The 24,499-nt window shown below is 66.2% G+C and carries 24 protein-coding genes and 1 tRNA gene; 12 read left to right on the top strand and 13 right to left on the bottom strand.

Annotation, left to right across the window (positions count from 1 at the left end; genetic code table 11):
• Positions 1–49 precede the first annotated feature (49 nt).
• The 6 genes from EWE75_RS00695 to yaaA form a co-directional block, all read right to left on the bottom strand.
• Positions 50–592, bottom strand: coding sequence for a GbsR/MarR family transcriptional regulator (locus tag EWE75_RS00695; protein WP_130154774.1), 543 nt, complete (start codon positions 590–592; stop codon positions 50–52).
• A 204-nt stretch (positions 593–796) separates the two neighbouring features.
• Entirely contained in the window at positions 797–1,150 is a 354-nt protein-coding gene (locus tag EWE75_RS00690; RefSeq protein ID WP_130154773.1) for a DUF952 domain-containing protein, read from the bottom strand.
• Positions 1,147–3,903 carry a DNA gyrase subunit A gene (gene gyrA, locus EWE75_RS00685; protein ID WP_130154772.1) on the bottom strand — a complete coding sequence of 919 codons (2,757 nt, stop codon included), beginning with the start codon at positions 3,901–3,903 and terminating at the stop codon, positions 1,147–1,149. Before gyrA ends, EWE75_RS00690 begins: the two co-directional genes overlap by 4 nt.
• 190 nt (positions 3,904–4,093) lie before the next feature.
• Positions 4,094–4,327, bottom strand: a complete 234-nt coding sequence (locus EWE75_RS00680) for a hypothetical protein (protein ID WP_130154771.1) — start codon at positions 4,325–4,327, stop codon at positions 4,094–4,096.
• Between the two features lie 95 nt (positions 4,328–4,422).
• Positions 4,423–5,118, bottom strand: a complete 696-nt coding sequence (locus EWE75_RS00675; RefSeq protein WP_130154770.1) for an SDR family NAD(P)-dependent oxidoreductase — start codon at positions 5,116–5,118, stop codon at positions 4,423–4,425.
• Entirely contained in the window at positions 5,115–5,867 is a 753-nt protein-coding gene (yaaA, locus tag EWE75_RS00670) for a peroxide stress protein YaaA (RefSeq protein WP_130154900.1), read from the bottom strand. Before yaaA ends, EWE75_RS00675 begins: the two co-directional genes overlap by 4 nt.
• 175 nt (positions 5,868–6,042) lie before the next feature.
• On the opposite strand from yaaA, the gene EWE75_RS00665 reads away from it, so the two are divergent.
• Positions 6,043–7,353, top strand: a complete 1,311-nt coding sequence (locus EWE75_RS00665) for a tetratricopeptide repeat protein (protein WP_130154769.1) — start codon at positions 6,043–6,045, stop codon at positions 7,351–7,353.
• A gap of 96 nt (positions 7,354–7,449) precedes the next feature.
• Here EWE75_RS00665 and rnd read toward each other — a convergent pair whose 3' ends face one another.
• Positions 7,450–8,628: a ribonuclease D gene (rnd, locus tag EWE75_RS00660; RefSeq protein WP_130154768.1), complete on the bottom strand. Its 1,179-nt coding sequence runs from the start codon at positions 8,626–8,628 to the stop codon at positions 7,450–7,452.
• 167 nt (positions 8,629–8,795) lie between these two features.
• On the opposite strand from rnd, the gene aspS reads away from it, so the two are divergent.
• The 3 genes from aspS (at position 8,796) to EWE75_RS00645 (ending at position 12,480) form a co-directional block, all read left to right on the top strand.
• A complete protein-coding gene (gene aspS, locus EWE75_RS00655) occupies positions 8,796–10,589 on the top strand; it encodes an aspartate--tRNA ligase (protein WP_130154767.1) in 1,794 nt (597 codons plus the stop codon).
• Between the two features lie 71 nt (positions 10,590–10,660).
• Positions 10,661–11,434, top strand: a complete 774-nt coding sequence (locus EWE75_RS00650) for a polyphosphate kinase 2 family protein (RefSeq protein ID WP_130154766.1) — start codon at positions 10,661–10,663, stop codon at positions 11,432–11,434.
• Between the two features lie 71 nt (positions 11,435–11,505).
• Positions 11,506–12,480, top strand: coding sequence for a cell wall hydrolase (locus EWE75_RS00645; protein ID WP_206364641.1), 975 nt, complete (start codon positions 11,506–11,508; stop codon positions 12,478–12,480).
• 6 nt (positions 12,481–12,486) lie between these two features.
• On the opposite strand, the gene EWE75_RS00640 is transcribed toward EWE75_RS00645, so the two are convergent.
• Positions 12,487–13,116, bottom strand: coding sequence for a carbonic anhydrase (locus tag EWE75_RS00640; protein ID WP_130154765.1), 630 nt, complete (start codon positions 13,114–13,116; stop codon positions 12,487–12,489).
• 120 nt (positions 13,117–13,236) lie between these two features.
• Between EWE75_RS00640 and lipA the strand changes: the two genes are divergently transcribed.
• The gene (lipA, locus tag EWE75_RS00635; protein WP_130154764.1) at positions 13,237–14,178 is read left to right on the top strand and encodes a lipoyl synthase; all 942 of its coding nucleotides are present in this window, start codon (positions 13,237–13,239) and stop codon (positions 14,176–14,178) included.
• Between the two features lie 138 nt (positions 14,179–14,316).
• Complete coding sequence (locus tag EWE75_RS00630) at positions 14,317–14,802, top strand: type II toxin-antitoxin system RatA family toxin (protein WP_130154763.1); 486 nt, start codon at positions 14,317–14,319, stop codon at positions 14,800–14,802.
• On the opposite strand, the gene EWE75_RS00625 is transcribed toward EWE75_RS00630, so the two are convergent.
• Genes EWE75_RS00625 through EWE75_RS00615 form a run of 3 tightly spaced genes read right to left on the bottom strand, consistent with a single transcriptional unit; the run spans position 14,736 to position 16,944 of the window.
• Positions 14,736–15,263, bottom strand: a complete 528-nt coding sequence (locus tag EWE75_RS00625; protein WP_130154898.1) for a CinA family protein — start codon at positions 15,261–15,263, stop codon at positions 14,736–14,738. The two genes, EWE75_RS00630 and EWE75_RS00625, sit on opposite strands and share 67 nt — an antisense overlap.
• A 2-nt stretch (positions 15,264–15,265) precedes the next feature.
• The gene (locus tag EWE75_RS00620; RefSeq protein WP_130154762.1) at positions 15,266–15,805 is read right to left on the bottom strand and encodes a hypothetical protein; all 540 of its coding nucleotides are present in this window, start codon (positions 15,803–15,805) and stop codon (positions 15,266–15,268) included.
• Positions 15,802–16,944 carry a bifunctional 2-C-methyl-D-erythritol 4-phosphate cytidylyltransferase/2-C-methyl-D-erythritol 2,4-cyclodiphosphate synthase gene (locus tag EWE75_RS00615; RefSeq protein WP_130154761.1) on the bottom strand — a complete coding sequence of 381 codons (1,143 nt, stop codon included), beginning with the start codon at positions 16,942–16,944 and terminating at the stop codon, positions 15,802–15,804. Before EWE75_RS00615 ends, EWE75_RS00620 begins: the two co-directional genes overlap by 4 nt.
• A 95-nt stretch (positions 16,945–17,039) precedes the next feature.
• Between EWE75_RS00615 and dusB the strand changes: the two genes are divergently transcribed.
• The 6 genes from dusB (at position 17,040) to EWE75_RS00585 (ending at position 21,892) form a co-directional block, all read left to right on the top strand.
• Complete coding sequence (dusB, locus tag EWE75_RS00610; RefSeq protein ID WP_165388229.1) at positions 17,040–18,044, top strand: tRNA dihydrouridine synthase DusB; 1,005 nt, start codon at positions 17,040–17,042, stop codon at positions 18,042–18,044.
• A gap of 12 nt (positions 18,045–18,056) precedes the next feature.
• Positions 18,057–19,124 (top strand): two-component system sensor histidine kinase NtrB, encoded by a 1,068-nt coding sequence (locus EWE75_RS00605; protein ID WP_130154760.1) that lies wholly within the window; start codon positions 18,057–18,059, stop codon positions 19,122–19,124.
• Positions 19,121–20,539 (top strand): nitrogen regulation protein NR(I), encoded by a 1,419-nt coding sequence (ntrC, locus tag EWE75_RS00600; RefSeq protein WP_130154759.1) that lies wholly within the window; start codon positions 19,121–19,123, stop codon positions 20,537–20,539. Before EWE75_RS00605 ends, ntrC begins: the two co-directional genes overlap by 4 nt.
• A gap of 86 nt (positions 20,540–20,625) precedes the next feature.
• Positions 20,626–21,063: a hypothetical protein gene (locus tag EWE75_RS00595; protein WP_130154758.1), complete on the top strand. Its 438-nt coding sequence runs from the start codon at positions 20,626–20,628 to the stop codon at positions 21,061–21,063.
• 8 nt (positions 21,064–21,071) lie between these two features.
• Positions 21,072–21,584 (top strand): DUF6438 domain-containing protein, encoded by a 513-nt coding sequence (locus tag EWE75_RS00590; protein WP_130154757.1) that lies wholly within the window; start codon positions 21,072–21,074, stop codon positions 21,582–21,584.
• Positions 21,581–21,892 carry an I78 family peptidase inhibitor gene (locus EWE75_RS00585; RefSeq protein ID WP_130154756.1) on the top strand — a complete coding sequence of 104 codons (312 nt, stop codon included), beginning with the start codon at positions 21,581–21,583 and terminating at the stop codon, positions 21,890–21,892. Before EWE75_RS00590 ends, EWE75_RS00585 begins: the two co-directional genes overlap by 4 nt.
• Positions 21,893–21,934: 42 nt before the next feature.
• Here the strand turns inward: EWE75_RS00585 and EWE75_RS00580 are convergent, their stop codons facing one another.
• The gene (locus tag EWE75_RS00580) at positions 21,935–24,208 is read right to left on the bottom strand and encodes an FdhF/YdeP family oxidoreductase (RefSeq protein ID WP_130154755.1); all 2,274 of its coding nucleotides are present in this window, start codon (positions 24,206–24,208) and stop codon (positions 21,935–21,937) included.
• Positions 24,209–24,307: 99 nt separating this feature from the next.
• Positions 24,308–24,380 (bottom strand) — tRNA-Thr (locus EWE75_RS00575).
• Between the last annotated feature and the right edge of the window lie 119 nt (positions 24,381–24,499).

Genomic DNA, 24,499 nt, shown 5'->3' with positions numbered 1-24,499 from the left:
CTGTAAATTCAGAAACTGCGAGATGCGAGTGTACATGTCGTCGCCGGCTTCAGTCCTTGGCTTTGCCACCGGGAATGAAGCGCGCGACCTTGCTGCCGAGCTTCATCAGCGTGACGAGCGTCGGCTTGGGCAGCACGCGCACCTGTTCGTACCAGGTGCCGAGCGTGCCGATGAACTCGTGCATCCGCACGACGCGCTCGCGGACTTGGGCGGGGGCGGTCGTATCGCCCTTGAGCCGTTCGGCGAGTTCGCCGAGCAGCGCGATCGTGGGGTCGATCTCGCGCTTCTTGCGCTCCTGGACGATCCGCATCAGCATCTCCCACAGGTCGGTCTCGGCGACGAAATGGTCGCGCCGGTCGCCCTCGACATGGACACGGCGGACGATGCCGTAGCCCTGCAACTCCTTGAGCGCGGTCGAGACGTTCGAGCGGGCGAGGCCGAGCGACTCGACGATCGCCTCGGCGTCGATCGGGCGGTCGGAGAGGTAGAGCAGCGCATGCACCTGCGCGACCGAGCGGCTCACGCCCCATTGCGTGCCCATCTCGCCCCAGTGGAGGATGAACGCTTTGGCTTCGGGGTGGTCGGTGATCATGGCGCGCCTGTTATTTCTGTAAATTCAGAAATAACAGATACACTGGCGCAATCAAGACGAATCTCGTCATGCCAGCGGAAGCTGGCATCTCTCTGCGAGGCTCGCTGCGGGTGCCCGGAGGCGAGAGACTCCAGCTTGCGCTGGAGTGACGATAGGGCGGAAGAGAAACCCGAGCGTGCGCTGGGTGACGGTTATGGTGACCTGTCAGCCTGCGACCGGCAAGGCGACGCTGCCGTCGTCGGCGCGCGTCAGCGGTCCGTAGGCGACCACCGTCTCCAGCAGCAGAGGGCCGCCGTAGAGGTGCGGGAAGAGCTGGCCGCCGCGCGACTCCTCCCATGTCACCGCATCGCCCAGCGCACCGAGATCGACTGCGGCGACGTGCAGATCACTCTGCCCGGCGAAATGCTTGTCGACGGTCTCGGTAAGCTGCGCGGCGGTGGAGAGGTGGATGTAGCCGTCCGCCAGGTCGATCGGCGCGCCGTCGAACGCACCCGTCTCCAGCGTTGCCATCTGTCCGGCGGTCAGCACCTTATACGCAGTGGTCGGCCGGTCGCTCATTCGCCGTTTTCCGGGCCGGCGGCCGAATCGTCGGCGGTGTTGGCGCCGTCGTCCGGCGCGACTTCGAGCGGGGCGAGCGGATCGCGCACGTCGGCCTCGGCCTCGCCTTCGGTTTCCTCGACCCGCGCTGCTGAGACGACATGTTCGTTGTTCGCCACATCGAACAGCTTCACGCCGGCCGAACCACGCCCGATCACGCGCAGCGAACCGAGCGACATGCGGATCAGCTTGGCCTGATCGGTAACGAGCATCAACTGATGCCCCTTCGAGGCCGGGAAGCTCGCCACGACCGGCCCGTTGCGGCCGATATTGTCGATGTTGGTGATGCCCTGACCGCCGCGTCCGGTGCGGCGATAGTCATAGGCGCTCGACAATTTGCCGTAACCGTTGGCGCAGACGGTGAGGATGAACTGCTCGCGCGCGACCAGTTCCTCATACCGCGCCTGTTCCATGTCCGGCTCGCCGTCCTTTTCGCCCTTCCACGGGGCGAAGCGGAGGTAGGTCTCGCGCTCGTCTGGGGTCGCTCCGACGCGATGGAGGATCGACAGCGAGATCACCTCGTCGTCGCCCTTCAGCGTCATGCCGCGCACGCCGGTCGAGGTGCGGCTCTGGAATTCGCGCACGTCATCACCGGCGAAGCGGATCGCCTTGCCCTGGCGGGTGGCCAGCAGCACGTCGTCTTCCTCGCTCAGCAACGCGACGCCGATCAGACGATCGTTCGATTCGTCCTCGAACCGCATCGCGATCTTGCCGGCGGTCGGCACGTTGGTGAACGCGTCCATCGAGTTGCGCCGCACGGTGCCGCGCGCGGTCGCGAACATGACGTGGAGCTTGCCCCACTCGTCCTCATCCTCGGGAAGCGGCAGCACGGTCGAGATCGTCTCGCCTTCGGCGAGCGGCAGCAGGTTTATCATCGGGCGACCGCGCGTGGCCGCGCCGCCCTCGGGCAGCTTCCACACCTTGAGGCGATAGACCTTGCCCGCAGTCGAGAAGAACAGCACCGGCGTGTGCGTCGAGGTGACGAACAGGTTGGTGACGACATCCTCGTCCTTGGTCGCCATGCCGGCGCGGCCCTTGCCGCCGCGTGCCTGCGCGCGGAACGTGTCGAGCGTGGTGCGCTTGATATAGCCCTGCATCGTCACCGTGACGACCATGTCCTCGCGCTCGATGAGGTCTTCGTCGTCGATCCCGTCGGCGGCGGCGGCGATCTCAGTGCGGCGCGGCGTCGCGAACTCGTCGCGCACCGCGACCAGCTCCTCGCGCATCACCTCGTACAGGCGCGCGCGGTTGCCGAGGATTTCGAGCAGTTCGGCGATCGAGTCGGCAAGGCCCTTGAGCTCGTCGCCGATCTCGTCACGGCCAAGCGCGGTGAGGCGGTGCAGGCGCAGATCGAGGATCGCGCGGACCTGGATTTCGGACAGGCGGTAGCTGTCGCCGGTCGCCGCGACGTCGAACGCCTCGACCAGTTTAAGATAGGGCGCGATCTCGGCGATCGGCCATTCGCGCGCGAGCAACTTGGCGCGTGCCTCGGCGGGCGAGGCCGAACCGCGGATGATCTTCACGACCTCGTCGAGGTTGGTGACGGCGATGACGAGGCCGAGCAAGATGTGGGCGCGGTCGCGTGCCTTGGCCAGTTCGAACTTCGAGCGGCGGGTGATGACCTGCTCACGGAACTGGATGAACGCCTGGATGAAGTCGCGCAGGTTGAGCAGTTCGGGGCGGCCGCCGCGTATCGCGAGCATGTTGGCCGGGAACGAGCCTTGCGCGGGCGTGTGCCGCCAGAGTTGGTTGAGCACGACATCGGCAGTCGCGTCGCGCTTGAGTTCGATGACGATACGGACGCCGTGGCGGTTCGATTCGTCGCGAATGTCGCTCACGCCTTCGATCCGCTTGTCCTTGGCGGCTTCGGCGATCTTCTCGACAAGGGCGTTCTTGCCCTGTTGGAACGGGATTTCGGTCAGCACGATCGAGCGCTTGTCGCCGCGACCTTCCTCGACGATGTAGCGCGAGCGCACGATGATCGAGCCGCGGCCGCCTTCATAGGCCGAGCGACAGCCAGCGCGGCCGAGGATGATCGCGCCGGTCGGGAAGTCCGGCCCCGGCACGATTTCCATCAACTGCTCGGTCGTGATCGCGCCGTCGTCCATATAGGCGAGGCAGGCGGTGATGACTTCGCCGAGATTGTGCGGCGGGATATTGGTCGCCATGCCGACCGCGATGCCGCCGGCGCCGTTGACGAGCAGATTGGGGAAACGCGCGGGAAGCACCGACGGTTCGCTTTCCGAGCCGTCGTAGTTCGGCACGAAATCGACCGTATCCTTGTCGAGATCCTGCATGAGGAAGCTCGCCGATTTGGCGAGGCGCGCTTCGGTGTAGCGCATCGCGGCGGGCGGATCTGGGTCCATCGAGCCGAAATTGCCCTGGCCGTCGATCAGCGGCAGCCGCATCGCCCAGTCCTGGGTCATGCGCGCCAAGGCTTCGTAGATCGAGCTGTCGCCGTGCGGATGGTATTTACCGATCACGTCACCGACGATGCGCGCCGATTTGCGATAGGGGCGGTTGTGGTGGAAGCCGCTTTCCTGCGCCGAATAGAGGATGCGGCGGTGAACAGGCTTCAGGCCGTCGCGCACGTCGGGCAGCGCGCGCGACACGATCACGCTCATCGCGTAATCGAGGTACGAGGTCTTCATTTCCTCGACGATCGAGATCGGGGAAATATCCGAAGGGTCGGCGAGCATCGTCTCGTCGGTCAAAGCGTCAAATCTTTCGGGTTTGTTTCGTTTGGGTGACGGTCACCCTAGCCGAGCGCGCCACCCATGTCACGCGCACGCACGCCCGCGCGGGGGAAATCCGATCGCTGGACGACGTCGAAGCCGCGCGGCCAAACGACACGAACGTTCTCCCGCTTTCGCGGGAGAACGGTAAGGCCGTGGGCAGACAGCCTTACTTGCAGGCTTTCTTACTGGCGTTGCCGGCCTTCGAACAATCGTAGGTGATGGTCTTGCCGGTCGAGGTCTTGGTGGTGACCATCCGGCCGGTAGTCGCCTTGACGGTCTTCACCTTGGCTGCGGGCGCTGGCTTTGCTGCGGCGGGAGTCGGCTTGGCGGCGGGGGCAGCAACGGCGGCCTGCGCGCCGACCAGCGCGGCAATAGCGAACAGCGGCGTCAGGGTCTTCATGATGGCTCTCCTCGGGGCGGGGGACGCGGTGCGCGTCTCGGGCCGGTCTGGACCCATTGCCTGCAAGCCATCATGAAGCATACATGACATCTCCGTCATGGAGTGACTTCGGCACCGTCCCACGCGAACAGCTTGCCCGAATCGGGTGCCTTGAGCCCGTCGATCACGTCGAGGAGTTGTAAGGCGGCACGATCTGCGTCGAACAACTGTCCCGGTGCGACATTGCCCTGGAACGGGCGCGACAGCGCGGTATCGACGGTGCCGGGATGCAGCGCCACCACGATCGACCGACCGTTGCGGCGTTTCTCCTCGATCGCGAGTGTTCGCACCAGCATGTTGAGCGCCGCCTTCGAGGCGCGATAGCCGTACCAACCGCCAAGGCGGTTGTCGGCGATGCTGCCGACCCGCGCCGACAGAACGCCGAACACGCAGCGGCCATCGCGCGGCATCAACGGCAGGAAGTGCTTGGCGACGATCGCCGGGCCGACCGCGTTGACCGCGAACGTGCGCGCGAGCCATGCCGGATCGAGGTCGCCGATCGCCTTTTCGGGGCCGTGATCGCCGGCGTGAAGCAGGCCGGTCGCGACGAGGATCAGCGTCGGTGCTTGGCCTTTGGCGACGATCGCGGCGGCGGCGGCGATGCTCGCCTCGTCTTCCAGATCGAGATGGCCGGCACCGGCGAAGCTGCGCGCGAAGGCGTGGACCGTGCCGAACGTGCCTTCGTCCTCCAGCGCGCGGACGAACGCCGCGCCGATCCCGCCCGATGCACCGATGACGACCGCGCTGCTCATGCGCGGGTGAACCGCCAGCGGTCGGCTTCGCTCTCGTCTGGATCGAAGCGGTAGCCGTCGCTGTCGAAGCCCTGCATCTCAGCGATGTCGGTGATGCGATGTTCGCACAGCCACCGCGCCATCATCCCGCGCGCGCGCTTGGCATTGAAGCTGACGAAGCGCGGACCGTCCGGGCCGGGTTCGCGGAAATCAACGTCGATCACCCGCAGACCCGCCAGTCGCCCGGCGACGGCGGCGAAATATTCCTGGCTGGCGAGGTTGAGGACGACGCCCGATCCCTCCGCCGCGACATCGTCTCGCACGGCGGCGGCGATGCGGTCGCCCCACCAATCGGTCAGGCTCTTGCGGCGCGGCGCCCAGCGCGTGCCCATTTCGAGCCGATAGGGGCGCATCGCGTCGAGCGGGCGGAGCAGCCCGTACAGGCCCGACAGCATGCGGACATGGTCCTGCGCGAATGTGATCGCCGGTTCGTCGAGCGTTGCCGCCTCGAAGCCGGTGTAGACGTCGCCCGCGAACGCGAACAGCGCCGGACGTTCGGGGCCGTCGGCGAAGCCGGCGAAGCGGTCGGCGTTGAGCTTGGCGAGCTTGGGCGAGATGTGCATCAGTTCGGCCAGCTTCTTCTGGCTGAGCCGTGCCGCAGCGGCGGCGAGCGTATCGGCCTCTTCGGCGAAGCGCGGCGTGGTCGGCGTGATGGCGGGAATCGGCCGCTCGTAATCGAGCGTCTTGGCGGGCGAGAGCAAAGCGATCATGCCGCGCGGGTAGCGGTCGCGTGGCAAAGCGTCAAAGGGAGCCGCATCCGGGTTCAACCGTTGTTCAGTCCACGCCGGCCAGAAGCCGGCGCACGCCGCGTCGCTTGAACGCGGCGAAACGGATCGGTAGAGCGGCGCGGTGATCGGCCAGCGCCGACGTTAGGAGACTTTCAAGATGCAGGGTGTTTCGAGGATTGCGATTGCCGGGGCGCTGATGCTCGGCCTGGGTGGCACCGTGATCGCGCTGCCGGCGAATGCGAAGAAGGAAAAGCCGGCCGAAGCGGCGCCTGCCGACGGCTTCAACCCCAAGAACCTGTCGAACGAGGCGCGTCCGGCGCTCAGCGCGATCCAGACCGCGCTCGCCGCGACCCCGCCCGACTACGCGACGGCGAAGGCCAAGCTGACCGAGGCCGATGGCCTCGCGAAGAACGCGACCGACAGCTACATCATCGCCAAGTTCCGCCTTCAGGTGGCAAGCGGCGAGATGAACGCTCTGCCCGAGGCGCAGCGCAACGATGTCGTGCTGGCCCAGCCGCTCGAGACGCTGATCGCCAATCCGATCACGCCGAAGGCCGAAAAGGCACAGTTCACGTATATCCGCGGCAATCTCGCCTACAACCAGAAGGACTATGCCAAAGCGGCGCAGTTGATGGCGAGCGCGCGCGACCTTGGCTACCAGAATGCCGATCTTCCGCTCAACCTCGCCCGCGCGAAGGTCGAGGCGGGTGACGTGGCCGGCGGCGTGGCCGAGCTCGACACTGCAATCAAGGCCGAGCAGGCCGCCGGCCGCAAGGCACCCGAAGCGTGGTACAAATATGCCGTGTCGCACGCGATCAAGGCCAATCTCCCCGAGCAGACCAACACCTGGACCCAGGCGTGGCTGGCCAATTACGGCACCAAGGAGAATTGGCGCACCGCGATCTACACCTTCGGTTTTTCTGGCCCCGGTGCGGCGAAGCTGACCGATCGTAACCGGATCGATCTGTATCGTCTGATGCGTGTCACCAACTCGCTCGCCGGCGCGAAGGAATATATCGATTACGCCGACGCCGCGAACAAGACCGGCCTGCCGACCGAAGCCAAGACGGTCATCAAGGAAGGCTTCGATTCGAAGGTGATCCCGGCCGGCAACGCCACCGCAAACGACATGGCCAAGCAGGCCAATGAATCGATCGCGTCGGACAAGCCGCTCGCCGCGCAGGAAAAGGCGGCCGCCGCAGCGCCGAAGGGCGATCTCGCCTCACAGGCGGGTGACGCCTATCTCGGCGAGCGGAACTACGCCAAGGCCGCCGAGCTGTATAAGCTGGCCGCCACCAAGGGCGTGGCCGACAACGACCGGCTTAACCTCCACCTCGGCATCGCGCAGGCGCTCGGTGGCGACAAGGACGGCGCGCGCGCCACGCTCGCCAAGGTGACGACCTCGCCCAACGCCGAGATCGCCAAATTGTGGGTGACCTGGCTCGCTTCACCGCCGGTCGCAGCGTAATCGAAGAGGGCGGCTCCGGTTTAGGCCGGGGCCGCTTCTTCTGGGCCATGTGTTTGGCGAGTCACACAACGGCCCCGGCCTGCGCCGGGGCGACGGTTACTCCGTAACCGCTTCGGCGCGGGTCATCTTGAGCTTGCCGCCCACCACTGCGCACGCCAGCCGTCCCTCGACCAGATCGAGCGCGTCGCGGCCAAACTGTTCGAAACGCCAACCCTCCAGGATCGACAGCCCTTCGCGCTGACCCGCCGCCAGCGCGTCGAGATCGTCTCCGCGCGCGAGCAGCCGGGCGGCGACATCGATATCGCGCGAGCGAATCTTGAGCAGCAGCTTGAGCAGGTCCGCCACCAAAGCGCCGTCCTTGCCGAGACCGGGCTTGCGATCGTCGCGGGCGGGCATCTCCTCGGCGGGCATCGGCTCGGCATTTTCGAGCGCGACCATCATGCGGCCGCCGATGTCGTTGGTCGCCCAGGTCGGCGAGAGGCCACGCACCTTGGCGAGATCGGCCTGTTTGCGCGGCGGATGGCCGGCGATGTCGGCGATCGTCTCATCCTTGACGATTCGGCCGCGTGGCAGGTTCTTGCCCTGTGCCTCCAGTTCGCGCCAGCGTGCCAGCGCCTTCAAGCGCCCGAGGATATCGGACTTGCGGCTCGGCACGCGGATGCGACGCCAGGCCTCTTCGGGATCGTTGGCGTAATTGGCGGGATCGCCGATTCGCTCCATCTCCTGATCGAGCCACGCGCCGCGCCCGGTTTTGCGCAGCCGCGCGAGCATCTTGGGGAAGATTTTGGCGAGGTGAGTCACATCGCCGATGGCATATTCGATCTGACGTGCGTCGAGCGGGCGGCGGCTCCAGTCGGTGAAGCGCGCGCCCTTGTCGACGCTGATGCCGAGATAGGCATCGACGAGGTTCGAATAGCCGATCTGCTCGCCTTGCCCGAGCGCCATCGCCGCGACCTGCGTGTCGAACAGCGGGTAGGGCGTCTTGCCGGTGAGGTTATAGACGATCTCGAGATCCTGCCCGCCGGCGTGGAAGACCTTGAGCACATCCGGGTTGTCGACCATCAGGTCGAGCAACGGCTGCATGTCGAGGCCGGGCGCCATCGGATCGATCGCCGCCGCCTCGTTCTCGTCGGCGATCTGAATCAGGCACAGTTCGGGCCAGAAGGTGTTCTCGCGCATGAACTCGGTATCGACGCAGACGAAATCGGCTTCGGCGAGGCGGGTGCAGAGGTTGGCGAGCGTGGCGCTGTCGGTAATGAGCGGATGGATATGCATCTTGACCCTTTAGCGAGGGATGCGCGCCTTGACAAAGGCGTGTCGGAAAGGGAGTGCGCGGACCATATCACCGTCGCCCCGGCGCAGGCCGGGGCCGCTGCGTTATTGAGCGCAGCGTACACCAACTCAGCGGCCCCGGCCTTCGCCGGGGCGACGAAAGAAGAGCCATGCACGCCTATCGCACGCACACTTGCGCCGAACTCCGCGCCGAACAGGTCGGCCAGGAAGTCCGCCTGTCGGGCTGGGTCCACAAGAAGCGCGATCACGGCGATCTCGTCTTCGTCGATCTGCGCGACCATTATGGCATCACCCAGATCGTTACCGACGTGAGCGGCCCGGTGTTCGACGTGATCGAAAGCCTGCGTAGCGAGAGCGTGGTGACGATCACCGGCACCGTCGTCGCGCGCGCGGGCGAGGCGGTGAACCCGAACCTGCCGACCGGAGCGATCGAGGTGCGTGCCGTCTCGGCGGTGGTGCAGTCGGCCGCGCACGATCTGCCGATGCCGGTGGCGAGCGAGAACGAATATCCCGAGGATATCCGCCTGCGCTACCGTTTCCTCGATCTGCGGCGCGAGCGGCTCCATGCCAACATCCTGCTGCGCTCGCAGGTGATCTCGTCGCTGCGCCAGCGTATGATTGGGCAGGGCTTCACCGAGTTCCAGACGCCGATCCTGACCGCCAGCAGCCCCGAGGGCGCGCGCGATTATCTGGTGCCGAGCCGCGTGCATCCCGGCAAGTTCTATGCGCTCCCGCAGGCGCCACAGATGTTCAAGCAGTTGCTGATGGTGGCGGGCTTCGACCGCTATTTCCAGATCGCGCCCTGCTTCCGCGACGAGGACGCCCGCGCCGATCGCTCGCCTGGCGAGTTCTATCAGCTCGATTTCGAGATGAGCTTCGTCACGCAGGACGACGTGTTCGCCGCGATCGAGCCGGTTCTGCATGGCGTGTTCGAGCAGTTCGCCGACTGGCAGGGTAAGGGGCGGACCGTCAGCCCGCTGCCGTTCAAGCGAATCCCGTACCGCGAATCGATGCTGAAATACGGCAACGACAAGCCCGACCTGCGCAACCCGATCCTGATCTCGGACGTGTCTGAGCAGTTCGTCGGCTCGGGCTTCGGTCGGTTCGCGTCGATCGTCGAGGGTGGTGACGTGGTGCGCGCGATCCCGGCGCCGGGCACGTCCGACAAGAGCCGCAAGTTCTTCGACGACATGAACGGCTGGGCGCAGTCCGAAGGGTTCGCAGGTCTCGGCTATGCGACTCGCAAGGGCGGCGAATGGGGTGGCCCGATCGCCAAGAACCACGGCGAGGCGAAGATGACCGCGATGGCCGACGCGCTCGGCCTCGGACCGGACGACGGGCTGTTCTTCGCCGCCGGCAAGGAAGCGCAGGCGGCCAAGCTCGCTGGGCTCGCACGCACGCGGGTTGCCGAGACGCTCGGCCTGATCGACGACAAGCGCTTCGAATTCTGCTGGATCGTCGACTTCCCGATGTTCGAATATGACGAGGACGCCAAGAAGGTCGACTTCAGCCACAACCCGTTCTCGATGCCGCAGGGCGAGATGGACGCGCTGGAGACGATGAACCCGCTCGATATCCTCGCCTATCAATATGATATCGTCTGCAACGGCGTGGAACTGTCGTCGGGCGCGATCCGAAACCACAAGCCCGAGATCATGTACAAGGCGTTCGAGATCGCCGGCTACACCCAGGCAGATGTCGATACGAACTTCGCGGGCATGATCAACGCGTTCAAGTGCGGCGCGCCGCCGCATGGCGGTTCGGCGCCGGGCGTGGATCGCATCGTCATGCTGCTTGCCGATGAACCCAACATCCGCGAGGTCATCACCTTCCCGATGACTCAGAAGGCGGAAGACCTGATGATGGGCGCGCCGAACTTCGCGACGGCGAAGCAATTGAAGGAACTGCACATCAAGACGGTGGACGGCCCCGGCGCCAAGTAAGCGGCGTTCCGCCGAGCGAAGCCGGGCGCTTGTGCCTCGACTTCGCTCGGCATGAGCGGTTAGGGTGGCGGATGACGATCGCCCTAACCGACCATGAATCCGGCGCGAAATACGACGGCGACTATGACGCCGCGCTCGCCACGCTCCAGAAACGCCTCGCGCATGTGCAGGTCGCGCATATCGTCCACGGCAAACGCGCGATCGTGCTGTTCGAGGGTTGGGACGCGGCAGGCAAAGGCGGCATCATCCAGCGCCTGACCAGCGAATGGGACCCGCGCAACTTCGAGGTCTGGCCGATCAAGGCGCCGACCGAGGAGGAACGCGACCGGCATTTCCTCTGGCGGTTCTGGCGGCGGCTGCCCGCCAACGGCGATATCGCGGTGTTCGATCGCAGTTGGTACGGTCGCGTCCTTGTCGAACGCGTGGAAGGCTTCGCCAGCGAAAAGGACTGGAAGCGCGGTTACGATGAGATCAACGAGTTCGAGGCGCAGCAGGTCGATTCGGGCACGACGATCGTCAAGCTGTTCGTCCATGTCAGCCAGAAGACCCAGGACAAGCGCCTGGCGGGACGGCTCGACCATCCGTGGAAGCGTTGGAAGACCGGGTTGGAGGATTATCGCAACCGCGCCAAACGCGACGCATATCTCGACGCGATGCACGACATGTTCCGCCGCACCGATACGCGCTGGGCGCCGTGGCACGTCGTCGATGGCAACGACAAGAAGGCGGCGCGGATTGCCGCGCTGACCTTAATCGCGGATGCGCTGGAGGCTGGCGTCGACATGACCCCGCCGCAACTCGACCCCGAGATCGAGAAGGTCGCGCGCGCGGCGCTGGGGCTGTGAGGTAGCGTCCTTAATCCAAAGCTAAGGCTTGGCGGCTATCCCGGCGCGAGTTTCCACCGCGCCGGACCGTCATGCTGAGATTCTTGCTGCTCGTGCTGCCGACACTGGTGCTGATGACCTCCTGCACGCGCACGCCGCCGATGCAGGTGGTGATGGACATCCCGCCGATCGTCCGTGCGCCCGATCTGCTCAGGCAGCTCGATCTGAATGTGCCGGGGAATCTTGCTCGCACCGCGCTGCGCGAGGCGGCTGCCGGGACAGAATCGGATTTCGACGCCGCGCCCGCATTTCTCGCCCGCGCACAGACGCCCGACGACGCCGCGCGGGCGATCGATTGCCTGACGGCGGCGGTCTATTATGAGGCACGTTCCGAATCGGACGGGGGCGAGCGCGCGGTGGCGCAGGTGGTGCTCAACCGCGTGCGCGATCCGGCGTTTCCGAGCAGTATCTGCGGGGTCGTCTATCAGGGATCGACACGATCGACCGGCTGCCAGTTCAGCTTCACCTGCGACGGATCGATGAACCATCCGATCCAGCCGACCGCGTGGGCGCGGGCGCGCGCGGTCGCGATGGGGGCATTGGCGGGGCTGGTCTATGCGCCGGTCGGCTCGGCGACCTTCTACCACGCCAATTACGTGTCGCCGTGGTGGGCGAGCAGCATGAAGCAGGTCGCGTCGATCGGCGCACACATCTTCTACCGCTGGCGCGGCGCGATGGAGAATGCGCTTGCCTTCCGACAGAGCTATTCGGGCAGCGAGAGCCTGCCGGTGCGGACCAGCCCAATCCTTGCGGCGAGTGATGACGGCGACGTGGCCCCGTCGAGCGGGGTTAACGGCGGGATTCAGGTGGTCGGATCAGTGACGATCCACCGCAGCGCACCCGAAGACTCGGCGCCGCCGGCGACAGCCACTCCAGCGCTGACGCCCGTGGCCAGCAGCGGCGTTGCCGGTATCCGCATACATCGCGGTGCGTTCGCGCCCGACGTGGCCCAAGACGTCGGCAAGCCGCGTCACATCACCGTGCCGGCGGCGAGCGACCCGGCCTGACTCGGTTCAGGCGGGTGCGAATGCGCCGTCTTCGCCCATCACATGCAACACACCGTCGGCAATCGCGAAATAGGCGCCGCGCAGCGTCAGCGTGCCTGCTGCCTCGCGTTCGGGGATGAACGGGAAGGTGCGCAGGTTGGCGATACTGACCCGCACTGTCTCCAGTTCGAGCGCCCGTGCCGCCTCGGGGCCGGTGCCGTGTTCGGCGACAATGCCGTCGCGCGCAGTGTCGAGCATGTCGACCCAGTGTGCGATGAAACCGCCTTCGCCGGGGGCTGCGCCGTCGAAGGCATGTGTCAGCGACGCTTTGACGCCGCCGCACGAGCCATGCCCCATCACGACGATGTCGGTGACGTTGAGTTGGGTCACCGCGAATTCGAGTGCGGCCGAGACGCCGTGGCGCGACCCGTCGAGTTCGAACGGCGGCACCAGATTGGCGACGTTGCGCACCACGAAGATCTCGCCAGGCGAGGTGTCGAACACCTGTGCCGGATCGACTCGGCTGTCGGAACAGGCAATCACCATCACGCGCGGCGCCTGGCCGTCGCGCAATTCGGCCCAGCGGTCGCGCTGGCGAGTCCAGTCGACCACGCGGAAGCGCTGATAGCCTTCGATGAGGTCTGCGAATCCGCTCATGCTGCTCTCCGTCGTGCTCGTTCGGGGGTTCCTAGGGGCAAAGCGCCGCTTACGACAAGCGCAACCGTGATGATCCGCGCGGCAGTTGTGGTAAGCGGTGTGGATGGCTATTTGCGAGCGATGAACGAGATTACCCCGATCGCTCACCCGGCCGCCCAGCCCGAGACCCGCCAACGCAAGCCCGACTGGATTCGCGTGAAGGCGCCGATGGGCGCGGTGTACAACGAGACGAAGGGGCTGATGCGCCGGCTCGGCCTCAACACCGTCTGCGAGGAAGCGGCGTGCCCGAACATCGGCGAGTGCTGGACCAAGAAGCACGCGACGGTGATGATCCTTGGCGACACCTGCACCCGCGCCTGTGCGTTCTGTAACGTCAAGACCGGCATGCCGCGTGCGGTGGATGCGCTTGAGCCGCAGCACACCGCCGATGCCGCCGCCGAGCTGGGGCTTGAGCATATCGTCATCACCTCGGTGGATCGCGACGATCTGCCCGACGGCGGTGCGTCGCAGTTCGTCAAGGTGATCGAGGCGCTGCGCCGCACCACGCCCCACACGACGATCGAGATTCTTACACCGGATTTCCGCAACAAGGCGCAGGCCGCGATCGAGTCGATCGTCACGGCGCGGCCCGATGTGTACAACCACAACCTCGAAACCGTACCGCGCCTTTACCCGACGATCCGCCCGGGCGCGCGCTATTATGCGTCGCTGCGGCTGTTGGAGAGCGTCAAGCGGCACGATCCGTCTATCTTCACCAAATCGGGTGTGATGCTCGGGCTTGGGGAGGAGCGGCTCGAAGTGCATCAAGTCATGGATGACATGCGTTCCGCCGACATCGATTTCCTGACGATGGGGCAATATCTCCAGCCGACCCCGCGCCACGCCAAGGTGCAGGATTTCGTCACGCCCAAGGCGTTCGACGCCTATGCCGCGATCGCACGCGCGAAGGGGTTCCTGCTGGTCGCGTCATCGCCGCTGACGCGGTCGAGCTATCATGCTGGCGATGACTTCGCGCGGCTGCGCGCGGCGCGGGAGGCAAAGCTGGCGACGGTGCGGGTGTGAGGCTGCCCGCAACATACGTCACCCCAGCGCAAGCTGGGGTCTCTCGCGGCAAAGGCACCCGCCATCACCGGGAGACCCCAGCTTGCGCTGGGGTGACGGATTGTGGCTGGGCGACGGAGTTCTGCGAGGCGACGAACCTTGCCTAAGCACCACGAAACGCGCCGCTTGCCCTATACGCCCGAGCAGATGTTCGATCTGGTCGCCGATGTGGCGCGCTATCCCGAATTCCTGCCTTGGGTCTCGGCGATCCGCATCAAGTCGAACACCGAGACGCAGATGGTCGCCGACATGATCGTCGGTTTCAAGGGACTGCGCGAGACCTTCACGTCGAAGGTCGACAAGCAGCGGCCCGAGCGGGTGCATGTCGAGTATCTCGACGGGCCGCTCAAATATCTGCGCAACGACTGGGTGTTCCGGCCCGAGGGCACCGGCTGCGCGGTCGATTTCACGGTCGATTTCGCGTTCAAGAACCGCGTGTTCGAGATGCTTGCCGGGCAGGTGTTCGGCGTCGCGCTGCGCAAGATGATCGGCGCGTTCGAGGAGCGCGCAGCGGTACTTTACGCTTCGCCTTCAGGCTCGCCCGCCGACGGCATCAGCAATTCGAGCGCGCACAACGCCGCCTGAAGACGGATGCCACCGCGCCCGATGTCGCCGAAATCCTTGCGATCGGCGACGACATGTTGCGGATCGGCGCCGCGCTCCGCACGCGCGAACACGACCGTGCCGACCGGCTTCTTCTCGGTGCCGCCGCCCGGCCCGGCGACGCCGGTGATCGCGACCGCGACATCCGCCCCGCTCTCCGCGAGTGCGCCCTGCGCCATGCTCCATGCCGTTGCGATCGAGACCGCGCCGAACGTGTCGATCACATCGGGGCTGACGTCGAGCGCATCGATCTTCGCGTCGTTCGAATAGGTGACGTAGCCGCGCTCGAACATTTCCGACGACCCCGGAATTTCGGTGATCGCGGCGGAGACGAGGCCGCCGGTGCAGCTCTCGGCGACGCAGACGGTGCGGCCGGCGGCAAGATTTGCATCGACCACCTTCTGCGCGGCGGCGACAAGCTCTTCGGGCAGGATAGTGAACATCGTCACTGCGCTCCAAACGGGCAAACGGGGATGGCGGCGGGCTTGGTGCCATTCTTGCGGTCGATCGCGGCGATCTGCAATGCCGCCACGATCGCGGCGACCGCGTTGCGGGGCGGCAGCGGCGCGATCATCGTCAGGAAGCGGTTGGCGGGGCCGCAATCGGTGGGTTTGACCTGCTGCGCAACGATCGGCCCGGCGAGCGAGATCACCATCAACCTTGCGAGATCGTTGTCGAGCATCGGCGCGGCATCCGGTGGCAGGATCTTGGCAAGTGCCCGGCGCGTGTTGGGCCAATTGGCATCGGCGAGCGTGCGATAGCTGTCGCCGAACACCCGGCCGGGGCTGCGCAGCAGCGCGCCGGCGGGAAGCTGGTTCGTGCAGGTGCGGCTGACCTCTTCGAGCGCGTCGGGGATGACGGTGATGAGCAGCGACTCGGCTTCAGGCGCGGTCAGGCATGCGCGTGCCTGGAGCGGTTGCGCCGCCGCTTGGCCAGTGAGCGCGCACGCTGCGGCGGCGAACGCCAATTTTTGGAGGGGTTTCATTGCGCGCCGATCCTGATCGTTGCCACGGCCTGCGCCGCGATGCCTTCGCCCCGCCCGGTGAAGCCGAGCCGCTCGGTCGTGGTTGCCTTGACGCTGATCTGCCCCGGATCGAGCCGCAACAGATCGGCGATGCGGGCGCGCATGCCGGCGCGGTGCGGGCCGATCTTGGGCGCCTCGCAGATGATGGTGAGATCGATGAAATCGATGATGCCGCCTTGGCGCCCGATCAGCGAGGCGGCGTGCTGGAGGAATTGCGCCGAGTTCGCGCCGCGCCACTGCGGGTCGCTCGGCGGGAAGTGCATGCCGATATCGCCATCGGCGATCGTGCCGAGCAACGCGTCGGTGATCGCGTGGAGCGCGACATCCGCGTCGCTGTGGCCCGACAAGCCCTTGTCGTGCGGGATCAGCAGCCCACCGAGCCACAATTCCTCGCCTTCAACGAGCCGGTGGACGTCGTAGCCGGACGCGGTTCGCACGCGCAACGTCGCGGCGTGGCGCGCCTCGGCGGCGGCGAAATCGGCGGGATGGGTGATTTTTTCGAGCATCGGGTCGCCCTGAACGATGGAGGCTGTGTGGCCCGACCGCGCGACCATCTGGGCGTCGTCGGTCGCTTCGGCATCCTCGGGCCAGGTGCGGTGCGCGGCGAGCACTTCGGCGAAGCGGAAGGCTTGCGGAGTCTGGACGCGGTGGAGGCCGTCGCGGGAAACCGGCGTGCCGTCATCGCGCACCAAAGTATCGGCGACCGGCAAGGCGGGAAACGCGCCGACCTCAGCGTCGAGCGCGGCGATCAGCCGGTCGATCACCGCCGCCGACACGAAGGGGCGGGCGGCGTCGTGGATCAGCACGCGGTCAGGCGCATCGGCGGCGAAGGCTTCGAGGCCATTCAACACCGATTCGCGCCGCGTCGCCCCGCCGATGACGAAGCGCACGTCGCCGAGCGCTTCCGCAAGCAAGGCTTCCTGTCCCGCACCGATCACCACCATTACGCTATCGATGCCGGGATGCGCTTCCAGCGCGGCGTGGCTGTGCGCGAGCATCGGTTTGCCGGCGAGCGGAGCGAACTGTTTGGGGAGCGCGCTGCCGCTGCGCAGGCCCTGGCCGGCGGCAACGATGATCGCGACGGTGCGAGTGGACGACATGGTCGCAGCGCCTAGCCCATGCCGCACCCGCCCGCCAGCCTTGCCGCATGCGGCGCACTCGCCTATAGGCTGCCTGTTTTTCAGGCAGACCTTTAGTGACCCCGCGCACCCTCGCTCCCATTCAGATCGGCCCCGTGACGATCGACCAGCCGGTGATCCTGGCGCCGATGACCGGCGTCTCGGACATGCCGTTCCGCACGATCGTGCGCCGTTACGGATCGGGCCTCAACGTCACCGAGATGGTGGCGAGCCAGGCGGCGATCCGTGAGACGCGCCAGTCGCTCCAGAAAGCGGCGTGGCACCCGATCGAAGACCCGGTCTCGATGCAACTCGTCGGCTGCACGCCCTATGAGATGGGCGAGGCGGCGAAGCTCTCGGAAGATCGTGGCGCGGCGATCATCGACATCAACATGGGTTGCCCGGTGCGCAAGGTGACCAACGGCGATGCCGGATCGGCGCTGATGCGCGATCTCGTCAATGCCGCCGCGATCATCAAGGGTGTGGCCGATGCGGTGAGCGTGCCGGTCACGCTCAAGATGCGGATGGGCTGGGACCATTCGAGCCTCAATGCGCCGGAATTGGCCCACATCGCCGAGGATCTCGGCGTGAAGATGATCACCGTCCACGGCCGCACCCGCAACCAGATGTACAAGGGGAGTGCCGACTGGGGCTTCATCCGCCGCGTGAAGGATGCCGTCAGCGTACCCGTGATCGCCAATGGCGACATCTGCTCGATCGAGGACGCCGAGGCGGCGCTGGAGCAATCCGGCGCGGACGGCGTGATGATCGGGCGCGGGTCTTACGGGCGGCCGTGGCTGCTCGGTCAGGTGATGGAGTGGTTCCGCTCCGGCCGGCGTGTTCCCGATCCGACGCTCGACGAACAATATTGCCTGATCGCCGCGCATTACGAGGCGATGCTTGAACACTACGGCAACGAAACCGGCGTCAACATGATGCGCAAGCATATCGGCTGGTACACGCGCGGGCTGCATGGTTCGGCCGAATTCCGCAACAAAACCAACCAGATCGCCGATGCGAACCAGGTCAAGGCGATGCTTGCCGAATTCTACGCGCCGTGGCGCAGCCGCGCGGCGGCGTGACCCCATGACTTCATGACCGAGGGAGCTGCGGGGCCGGGCTTCGCCGAACTGTTCGCGACGCTGCCGGTCGCGGTGATCGTGCTCGATCCCGACGCGCGCATCACTTACGCCAACGCCGAGTGCGAGACATTGCTCAACCTCTCCGAGCGCGCGATGCGCGGGCAGACGCTCGCTTCGGTGATCGTCCCGCCCCGCGCGCCGAGCGACCGCGACGAGCGGCTGTTCGCGGCGTTCGACACCGAGATCGAACTGCGGCGTGGCGGCGGGCGCGTGCGGGTCGATTATATCGAGGCGCGCGTCACCGATCGGCCCGGTTGGCGCACGGTGACGTTGCACCACGCCGCCGCCTCGCGCCGGATGGGGCATTCGGTCGATCGCGCCTCGGCGGCGCGCGCGGCGATCGGCGCGGCGGCGATGCTGGCGCATGAGATCAAGAACCCGCTGTCGGGCATTCGCGGCGCGGCGCAATTGCTCGCCGGGCCGAAGACCGACACGACGCTTACCACGCTCATCACCACCGAAGTCGATCGCATCGCCGCGCTGATCGACCGGATGCAGGATTTCACCGACACCCGACCGCTCAACCTTCAGCCGTCGAACATCTACCCGCTGCTCGACCACGCCAGGCGGGTCGCGTTGGCCGGGTTCGGCCGCAACGTGACGATCGAGGAACGGTTCGATCCGTCGCTGCCGCCAGTGCTGGTCGATCCCGATGCGCTGCTGCAAGTCGTGCTCAACCTGCTCAAGAACGGCTGCGAGGCGCTCACCACCGTTGCCGACCCGCGCATTCTGCTCTCGACCGCGTATCGGCACGGCATGGCGGTAAGTCCGTCGCCGGGCCGGCCGCGCCAGCCGCTGCCGATCGAAGTGTGCGTGATCGACAACGGCCCCGGCGCGCCCGAGGAGATTGCCGATCATCTGTTCGATCCGTTCGTATCGGGTAAGCCCGAAGGGCAGGGGCTTGGCCTGTCGCTGGTCGACAAACTGGTGCGCGATATGGGCGGCATCGTCCAATATGCGCGCGAAGGCTCGCCGCTCAGCACCGTATTCCGTATTCTACTTCCCAGAGGTTCAGCTTGACCAGAGCCGGCAACATCCTCGTCGTCGATGATGACGGAGCGATCCGCACCGTGATCGTGCAGGCGCTACAACGCGACGGCCACCGGCTCACCACCGCCGCCACGCTCGCCGAGGCCGAGATGCGGCTGGCGGCGGGTCTGCCCGACGTGCTCATCACCGATGTGGTGCTGCCCGATGGCAACGGTCTCGACATGGTCCAGCGGCTGGTCGGAGAGCATCCCGGCCTGCCGGTGATCGTGCTGTCGGCGCAGAACACGCTCACGACCGCAGTGCGCTCGACCGAGGTCGGCGCGTTCGATTATCTGCCCAAGCCGTTCGATCTCGATACGCTCGCTGCCGCCGTGCAGAGCGCGCTGGCGCGTGGCTCGGGCGGTGTGGCCGAGCCGATCGGCGAGGAAGACCGCGCGCTGCCGCTGATCGGCCGCTCGCCGGCGATGCAGGACGTGTACCGCGTGATCGCGCGCGTCGTGTCTAACGATCTTACCGTGTTGATTTCCGGCGAATCGGGGACGGGCAAGGAATTGGTCGCCCGCGCGATCCACGATCTCGGGCCGCGCCGCCGCTCACCGTTCCTCGCGATCAACATGGCGGCGATCCCGCGCGAACTGATCGAGGCGGAATTGTTCGGGCACGAACGCGGCGCGTTCACCGGCGCGCAGGCGCGTTCGGCCGGTCGGTTCGAGCAGGCGGCGGGGGGCACCTTGTTCCTCGACGAAATCGGCGACATGCCGATGGAGGCGCAGACGCGGTTACTGCGCGTGCTGCAATCGGGCGAGTTCACCACGGTTGGCGGCGCGCGCACGATCCGCGCCGATGTTCGCATCGTCGCGGCGACAAACCGTGATCTCGCCGTGCTGGTGTCGAACGGGCAGTTCCGCGAGGATCTGTTCTACCGGCTCAACGTCGTGCCGGTGACGCTGCCGGCCCTGCGCGCGCGCCGGCAGGACATCGCCTTGCTCGCGCGCCATTTCCTCGACCGCGCCGCCGAAAGCGGGTTACCGCGCAAGCAGCTCGACCCGCAGGCGATCGCCGTGCTGGAAAGCCATGACTGGCCCGGCAATGTGCGCGAGCTGGAGAATATGATGCGCCGCATGGCGGTGCTCAGCCGCGACGACATGATCGGTGCGGGCGAGGTCCGCGTGCTGCTCGGCGGCTCCTATTCGGCCAATCCGCCGGCGGAAGTCGATCCCGGCATCGCCGCTGCGATCCGGGCGCGGCTGGAGCGGCTGGCGATCGAGGAGCCAGCCGCGCTGGACGATGGATCGCTGTACGATCGCATCATCGGCGAGGTCGAACGCCCGCTGATCGAGGCGCTGCTGGAGCGCCACGGCAACAACCAGCTTCGCGCCGCGCGCGCGCTCGGTATCAACCGCAACACCTTACGCAAGCGGCTCGACACGCTCGGCATCGGCTGACGAGGGTTCAAGGGATCGGGCGATCGGCTCCGTCTACGTTCAGACTCGGCGCGATATAGCCGATCCGAACCTACCGGGAGACCGACATGCTGCTTCGAATCGGATTGTTTGCGAGCCTTGCGCTCGTCGTGATCGCGGGCGGCGCGCCTGCTGTGGCGAGTGTCGATCGCTCGCCCAAGCCGGGCGGGGTGTATCGGCTCAAGCCGGGCATCTACGTCCAGAAGGGCGTAGCCTGCGAAACCGCTCCGAACGCGGCGATCCGGCAGTACGACGGGCGCGGCATCAGCGACGCGCACTCGCGGGCCTGCCGCGTGCGCGTGCTCGCGCGCAAGGGGGATCGCTATTCGGTCAGCCAGTCGTGCATCGATGCCGGAGCCGGACCGGCGCCGCGCGTCAGCGAGCGCCAGACCGTCACCGTTCGGGACGCTTTGACCTTCACGATCCAGACGCGCGGGCCGGGCACGACCTATCGTTATTGCCCGGCCTATATGCTGCCGGCTGGCCTGCGGGGAGCGGCGAAGTGAGGGCGGTGATGAAGGTCGCGGTCGCATGCGGTGGGCTATTCGCGCTCGGCGCGTGCGCGACGGTCGCGCCCGGTGCCGGGCCGGCGCCCGCCACCGGCGCGGCGACATCGATCGCGATTTCGGTAGGGCCGTGCTTCGGCTTCTGCCCGGTCTATGACGTCAAGATCGCGGCTGACGGCACGGTCGCCTTCACGGGTGAGCGCCATACCGCCGTGCTCGGCACGCGCGAGCGCCGCGCGACGCCGGAGGTCTATCGTGCGCTGGAGGCCGATCTCGCACCGTTCCGGCCCGCCGACGGCAGTAATGCGGCGGTCCCCTGCACCGTCGCGATAACCGACATGGCGACCTATACGATCACCTGGACGGGCGCGACGGGCCAGCAGACGGTGGCGACTCATCGCGGCGGTTGCCGTGAGGGCGCAGGGCGTGATCTCGATGTCGTGCTGCGCGCGCTGCCGCAGCGGCTCGGCATTGAAGACTGGATGCGCCAGACCACTAGGCCGGGAGTTTTACGCGGATGAAAAGCACGGCTTTCACGCTCGTAACCGCCTCGGCGCTGCTCGTGGCATGTGCGCCCACCACACATGAAACCCCCACCGCGCCGGCGGCACATGACACCACACCCGCGCCCCACCAATGCCAGCCCGAAGCGGCGTCGAAGCTCGTCGGCCACGCCGCGCCGGATGATGCGCAAGTGAAGCAGCGCACCGGCGCAAGCACGATCCGGCGAATCGCGCCGGGCGACATGGTCACACACGATTTCCGCGTCGAGCGCATCACGCTCGCCATCGATCCGGCCGGCAAGGTGGTGCAGGCTCCCTGCGGGTAGCAAAGCGACGGCCTGCCTGACCCGGCGGGCCGTCCGATCACCTTATGCGACGATCCGAACCGGCACGCTCTTACCCGCCGGCGTCTTCGATTCCTCGTCGTGCCAGGACAGCGGCACCAGCGGGTTCATTTCGGGGTAATAGGCCCCGAGGCATCCGCGCGGCAGCAAGAAGCTGGTGACCTTCAGCCCGCCGACCTGCCGATCGACCCCATCGTCCGCGTCGCTCGCGAGACCGACGATCTGACCTTCGGTCAGCCCCGCCGCCGCGATGTCGTCGGGGTTCATCAACAGGACGTCGCGCGTGCCTTCTATCCCCCGCAGGCGGTCGGAATAGCCGTAGATGGTGGTGTTGAACTGGTCGTTCGATCGCAGTGTCATCAGCCGCCAGCGGCCCGCTTTGTCTTCGATACCCCAGGAATTGAGCTTCTTCGGCACGGTGAAATCGGCCTTGCCGCTCTTGGTTTTCCAGACGCGTTCGCGCGCCGAATTGCCGCGATAGAACCCGCCGGGCGTGAAGACGCGCCGGTTGAAATCGTGGAATTGCTCGGGATAGGTTTCCTCGATCGCATCGCGGACCTTGGCGTAATCGCCGACCCATGCATCCCACGGCACTTTGGGATTGGGTGGCAGCGTCGCCTTCGCGATGCCGGCGACGATCGCGAGTTCTGACTTCAGCTCACTCGACGTCGGTTTCGCCTTGCCGATCGAGCCGTGGATGCAGGACAGGCTGTCCTCCATCGTCACCGCCTGCGGGCCGCTCGCCTGCATATCCTCTTCCGATCGGCCGAGGCACGGCAGCAGATACGCCACCTCGCCGTTGATGAGGTGGCTGCGATTGAGTTTGGTGGCGATCTGGACCGTCAGTCGCAGCTTGGTCCATGCGGTTTCCATGATCGCGCGCTCGGGGATCGCGCGGATGAAATTGCCACCAAGACCGAGGAACGCCTTCACCTCGCCCGAGATGATCTTTTCACAGACGTGAACGGTGGTGAGACCCGTCTCGCGCGGTGGCTCGAAGCCGTATTGCTCGGCGAGCTTGTCGAGCGGCACCAGTTCAGGCTTCTCGGAGATGCCGACGGTACGCTGGCCCTGCACGTTGGAATGCCCCCGGACCGGTGACACGCCGGTTCCGTCACGCCCGATATTGCCCTTCATCAGGAACAGATTGACGAGCTGCTTGATGTTGTCGCTGCCGTGGACGTGCTGGGTCAGCCCCATGCCGTACATCGCGATCGATCGCTTGGCGCCGATATAGATGTCCGCCGCTGCCTCGATGTCGGCACGCGCGAGGCCGCTCTCCGCCTCGATCGCCGACCAGTCGGTCGCCTCGACATGCGCCTTTACCGCGTCGAAGCCATCGGTGTGCTGCGCGATGAAGTCCACGTCGAGGACATGGCGCTTCTCGGCCGCCCACAGCTCCGCTTCCTTGGCGAGCACATGCTTCATCATGCCGGTGATCGCGGCGATATCGCCGCCGGTCTTCACTTGCAGATAGAGCGTCGAGATCTTCGTCTCGGCGGGAGTCAGCATCTCCTTGGCGCTTTGCGGGTTCTTGAAGACCTCCAGCCCCTTCTCGCGGATCGGGTTGAAGGTGACGATCTTGCAACCGCGCTTGACCGCCTCCTGCAAGGGGTGAAGCAGGCGCGGGGAGTTGGTGCCGGGGTTCTGCCCGAAGAAGAAGATCGCGTCGCACAATTCGAAGTCTGCGAGCACGCAGGTGCCGACCGGTGACCCGGTCACGTCTTTCAACGCGACCGACGTGGTTTCGTGGCACATGTTGGAACTGTCGGGCAGGTTGTTGTGGCCGTACAGCCGCGCGAACAGGGCGTAGAGATAGCTCGTTTCGAGGCTGGCCCGGCCGGAGGCGTAGAAGACGGCGGCGCCCGGATCGATCGCCTCCAATTCCGCGCCGATCGCGGCGAACGCCTCGTCCCAATCGCATGCGACGTATGTGTCGGTCGCGGGATCGTAGCGCAGCGGATGGGTCAGCCGACCGGTCTGTTCGAGATCGTAGTCTGCCCACGTCTTGAGTTCCGACACGGTGTGTTCGGCGAAGAACTCGGGCGTGCAGCGCCGGCTGGTCAGTTCCCACAGCGTTGCCTTGGCGCCGTTCTCGCAGAACTCGAAGGTGTGCGGCACCTTGGGTTTGCCCCACGCGCACGACACGCACATGAAGCCACCGGCCTTGTTCTGCCGCCGCAGCGCGTCGAGCGCCGCCGGTCGCGCGCGTTCGCGAAGCGCGGTCTCGACGATGCCGCGCACCGAACCCCAGCCGCCTTCGGCGCCATCGTAATGGACGGTCTCGTCTTCTTCCATGAAACGCGTCCCTCGCGACCGTCGCTGCTACTGCAGCGGACAACGCCCTGAAATCGCGTGGGGTTCCTGATCGAAGCCCGTCGTTCGACCGATGAACCCTGCCCGCACGAGGAATCGAACCCCGGACATCCACTTTACAAGGGTGGCGCTCTACCAACTGAGCTATACGGGCAGGCGACCGCCTATAACGAGCGTGTCCGCGCGCGCCAAGTCCGATCCGAGGCGACGTCATACCAAGTGTGTTTGATTCCCGGCGGTCGAGCGGCCAGAACGCACCGCGAAGTGTGAGGA

Origin of the sequence: Sphingomonas populi, from assembly GCF_004208535.1 — a bacterium.
Classification (GTDB): domain Bacteria; phylum Pseudomonadota; class Alphaproteobacteria; order Sphingomonadales; family Sphingomonadaceae; genus Sphingomonas; species Sphingomonas populi.
This window is presented reverse-complemented; position numbering and strand designations above follow the sequence as displayed.

Coding starts and splice junctions, on each gene's coding strand:
- EWE75_RS00695 (WP_130154774.1), bottom strand. CDS start 592: ATGATCACCGACCACCCCGAAGCCAAAGCGTTCATCCTCCACTGGGGC.
- EWE75_RS00690 (WP_130154773.1), bottom strand. CDS start 1,150: ATGAGCGACCGGCCGACCACTGCGTATAAGGTGCTGACCGCCGGACAG.
- EWE75_RS00680 (WP_130154771.1), bottom strand. CDS start 4,327: ATGAAGACCCTGACGCCGCTGTTCGCTATTGCCGCGCTGGTCGGCGCG.
- EWE75_RS00675 (WP_130154770.1), bottom strand. CDS start 5,118: ATGAGCAGCGCGGTCGTCATCGGTGCATCGGGCGGGATCGGCGCGGCG.
- yaaA (WP_130154900.1), bottom strand. CDS start 5,867: ATGATCGCTTTGCTCTCGCCCGCCAAGACGCTCGATTACGAGCGGCCG.
- EWE75_RS00665 (WP_130154769.1), top strand. CDS start 6,043: ATGCAGGGTGTTTCGAGGATTGCGATTGCCGGGGCGCTGATGCTCGGC.
- rnd (WP_130154768.1), bottom strand. CDS start 8,628: ATGCATATCCATCCGCTCATTACCGACAGCGCCACGCTCGCCAACCTC.
- aspS (WP_130154767.1), top strand. CDS start 8,796: ATGCACGCCTATCGCACGCACACTTGCGCCGAACTCCGCGCCGAACAG.
- EWE75_RS00650 (WP_130154766.1), top strand. CDS start 10,661: ATGACGATCGCCCTAACCGACCATGAATCCGGCGCGAAATACGACGGC.
- EWE75_RS00645 (WP_206364641.1), top strand. CDS start 11,506: ATGCTGAGATTCTTGCTGCTCGTGCTGCCGACACTGGTGCTGATGACC.
- EWE75_RS00640 (WP_130154765.1), bottom strand. CDS start 13,116: ATGAGCGGATTCGCAGACCTCATCGAAGGCTATCAGCGCTTCCGCGTG.
- lipA (WP_130154764.1), top strand. CDS start 13,237: ATGAACGAGATTACCCCGATCGCTCACCCGGCCGCCCAGCCCGAGACC.
- EWE75_RS00625 (WP_130154898.1), bottom strand. CDS start 15,263: ATGTTCACTATCCTGCCCGAAGAGCTTGTCGCCGCCGCGCAGAAGGTG.
- EWE75_RS00620 (WP_130154762.1), bottom strand. CDS start 15,805: ATGAAACCCCTCCAAAAATTGGCGTTCGCCGCCGCAGCGTGCGCGCTC.
- EWE75_RS00615 (WP_130154761.1), bottom strand. CDS start 16,944: ATGTCGTCCACTCGCACCGTCGCGATCATCGTTGCCGCCGGCCAGGGC.
- EWE75_RS00605 (WP_130154760.1), top strand. CDS start 18,057: ATGACCGAGGGAGCTGCGGGGCCGGGCTTCGCCGAACTGTTCGCGACG.
- EWE75_RS00595 (WP_130154758.1), top strand. CDS start 20,626: ATGCTGCTTCGAATCGGATTGTTTGCGAGCCTTGCGCTCGTCGTGATC.
- EWE75_RS00590 (WP_130154757.1), top strand. CDS start 21,072: ATGAAGGTCGCGGTCGCATGCGGTGGGCTATTCGCGCTCGGCGCGTGC.
- EWE75_RS00585 (WP_130154756.1), top strand. CDS start 21,581: ATGAAAAGCACGGCTTTCACGCTCGTAACCGCCTCGGCGCTGCTCGTG.
- EWE75_RS00580 (WP_130154755.1), bottom strand. CDS start 24,208: ATGGAAGAAGACGAGACCGTCCATTACGATGGCGCCGAAGGCGGCTGG.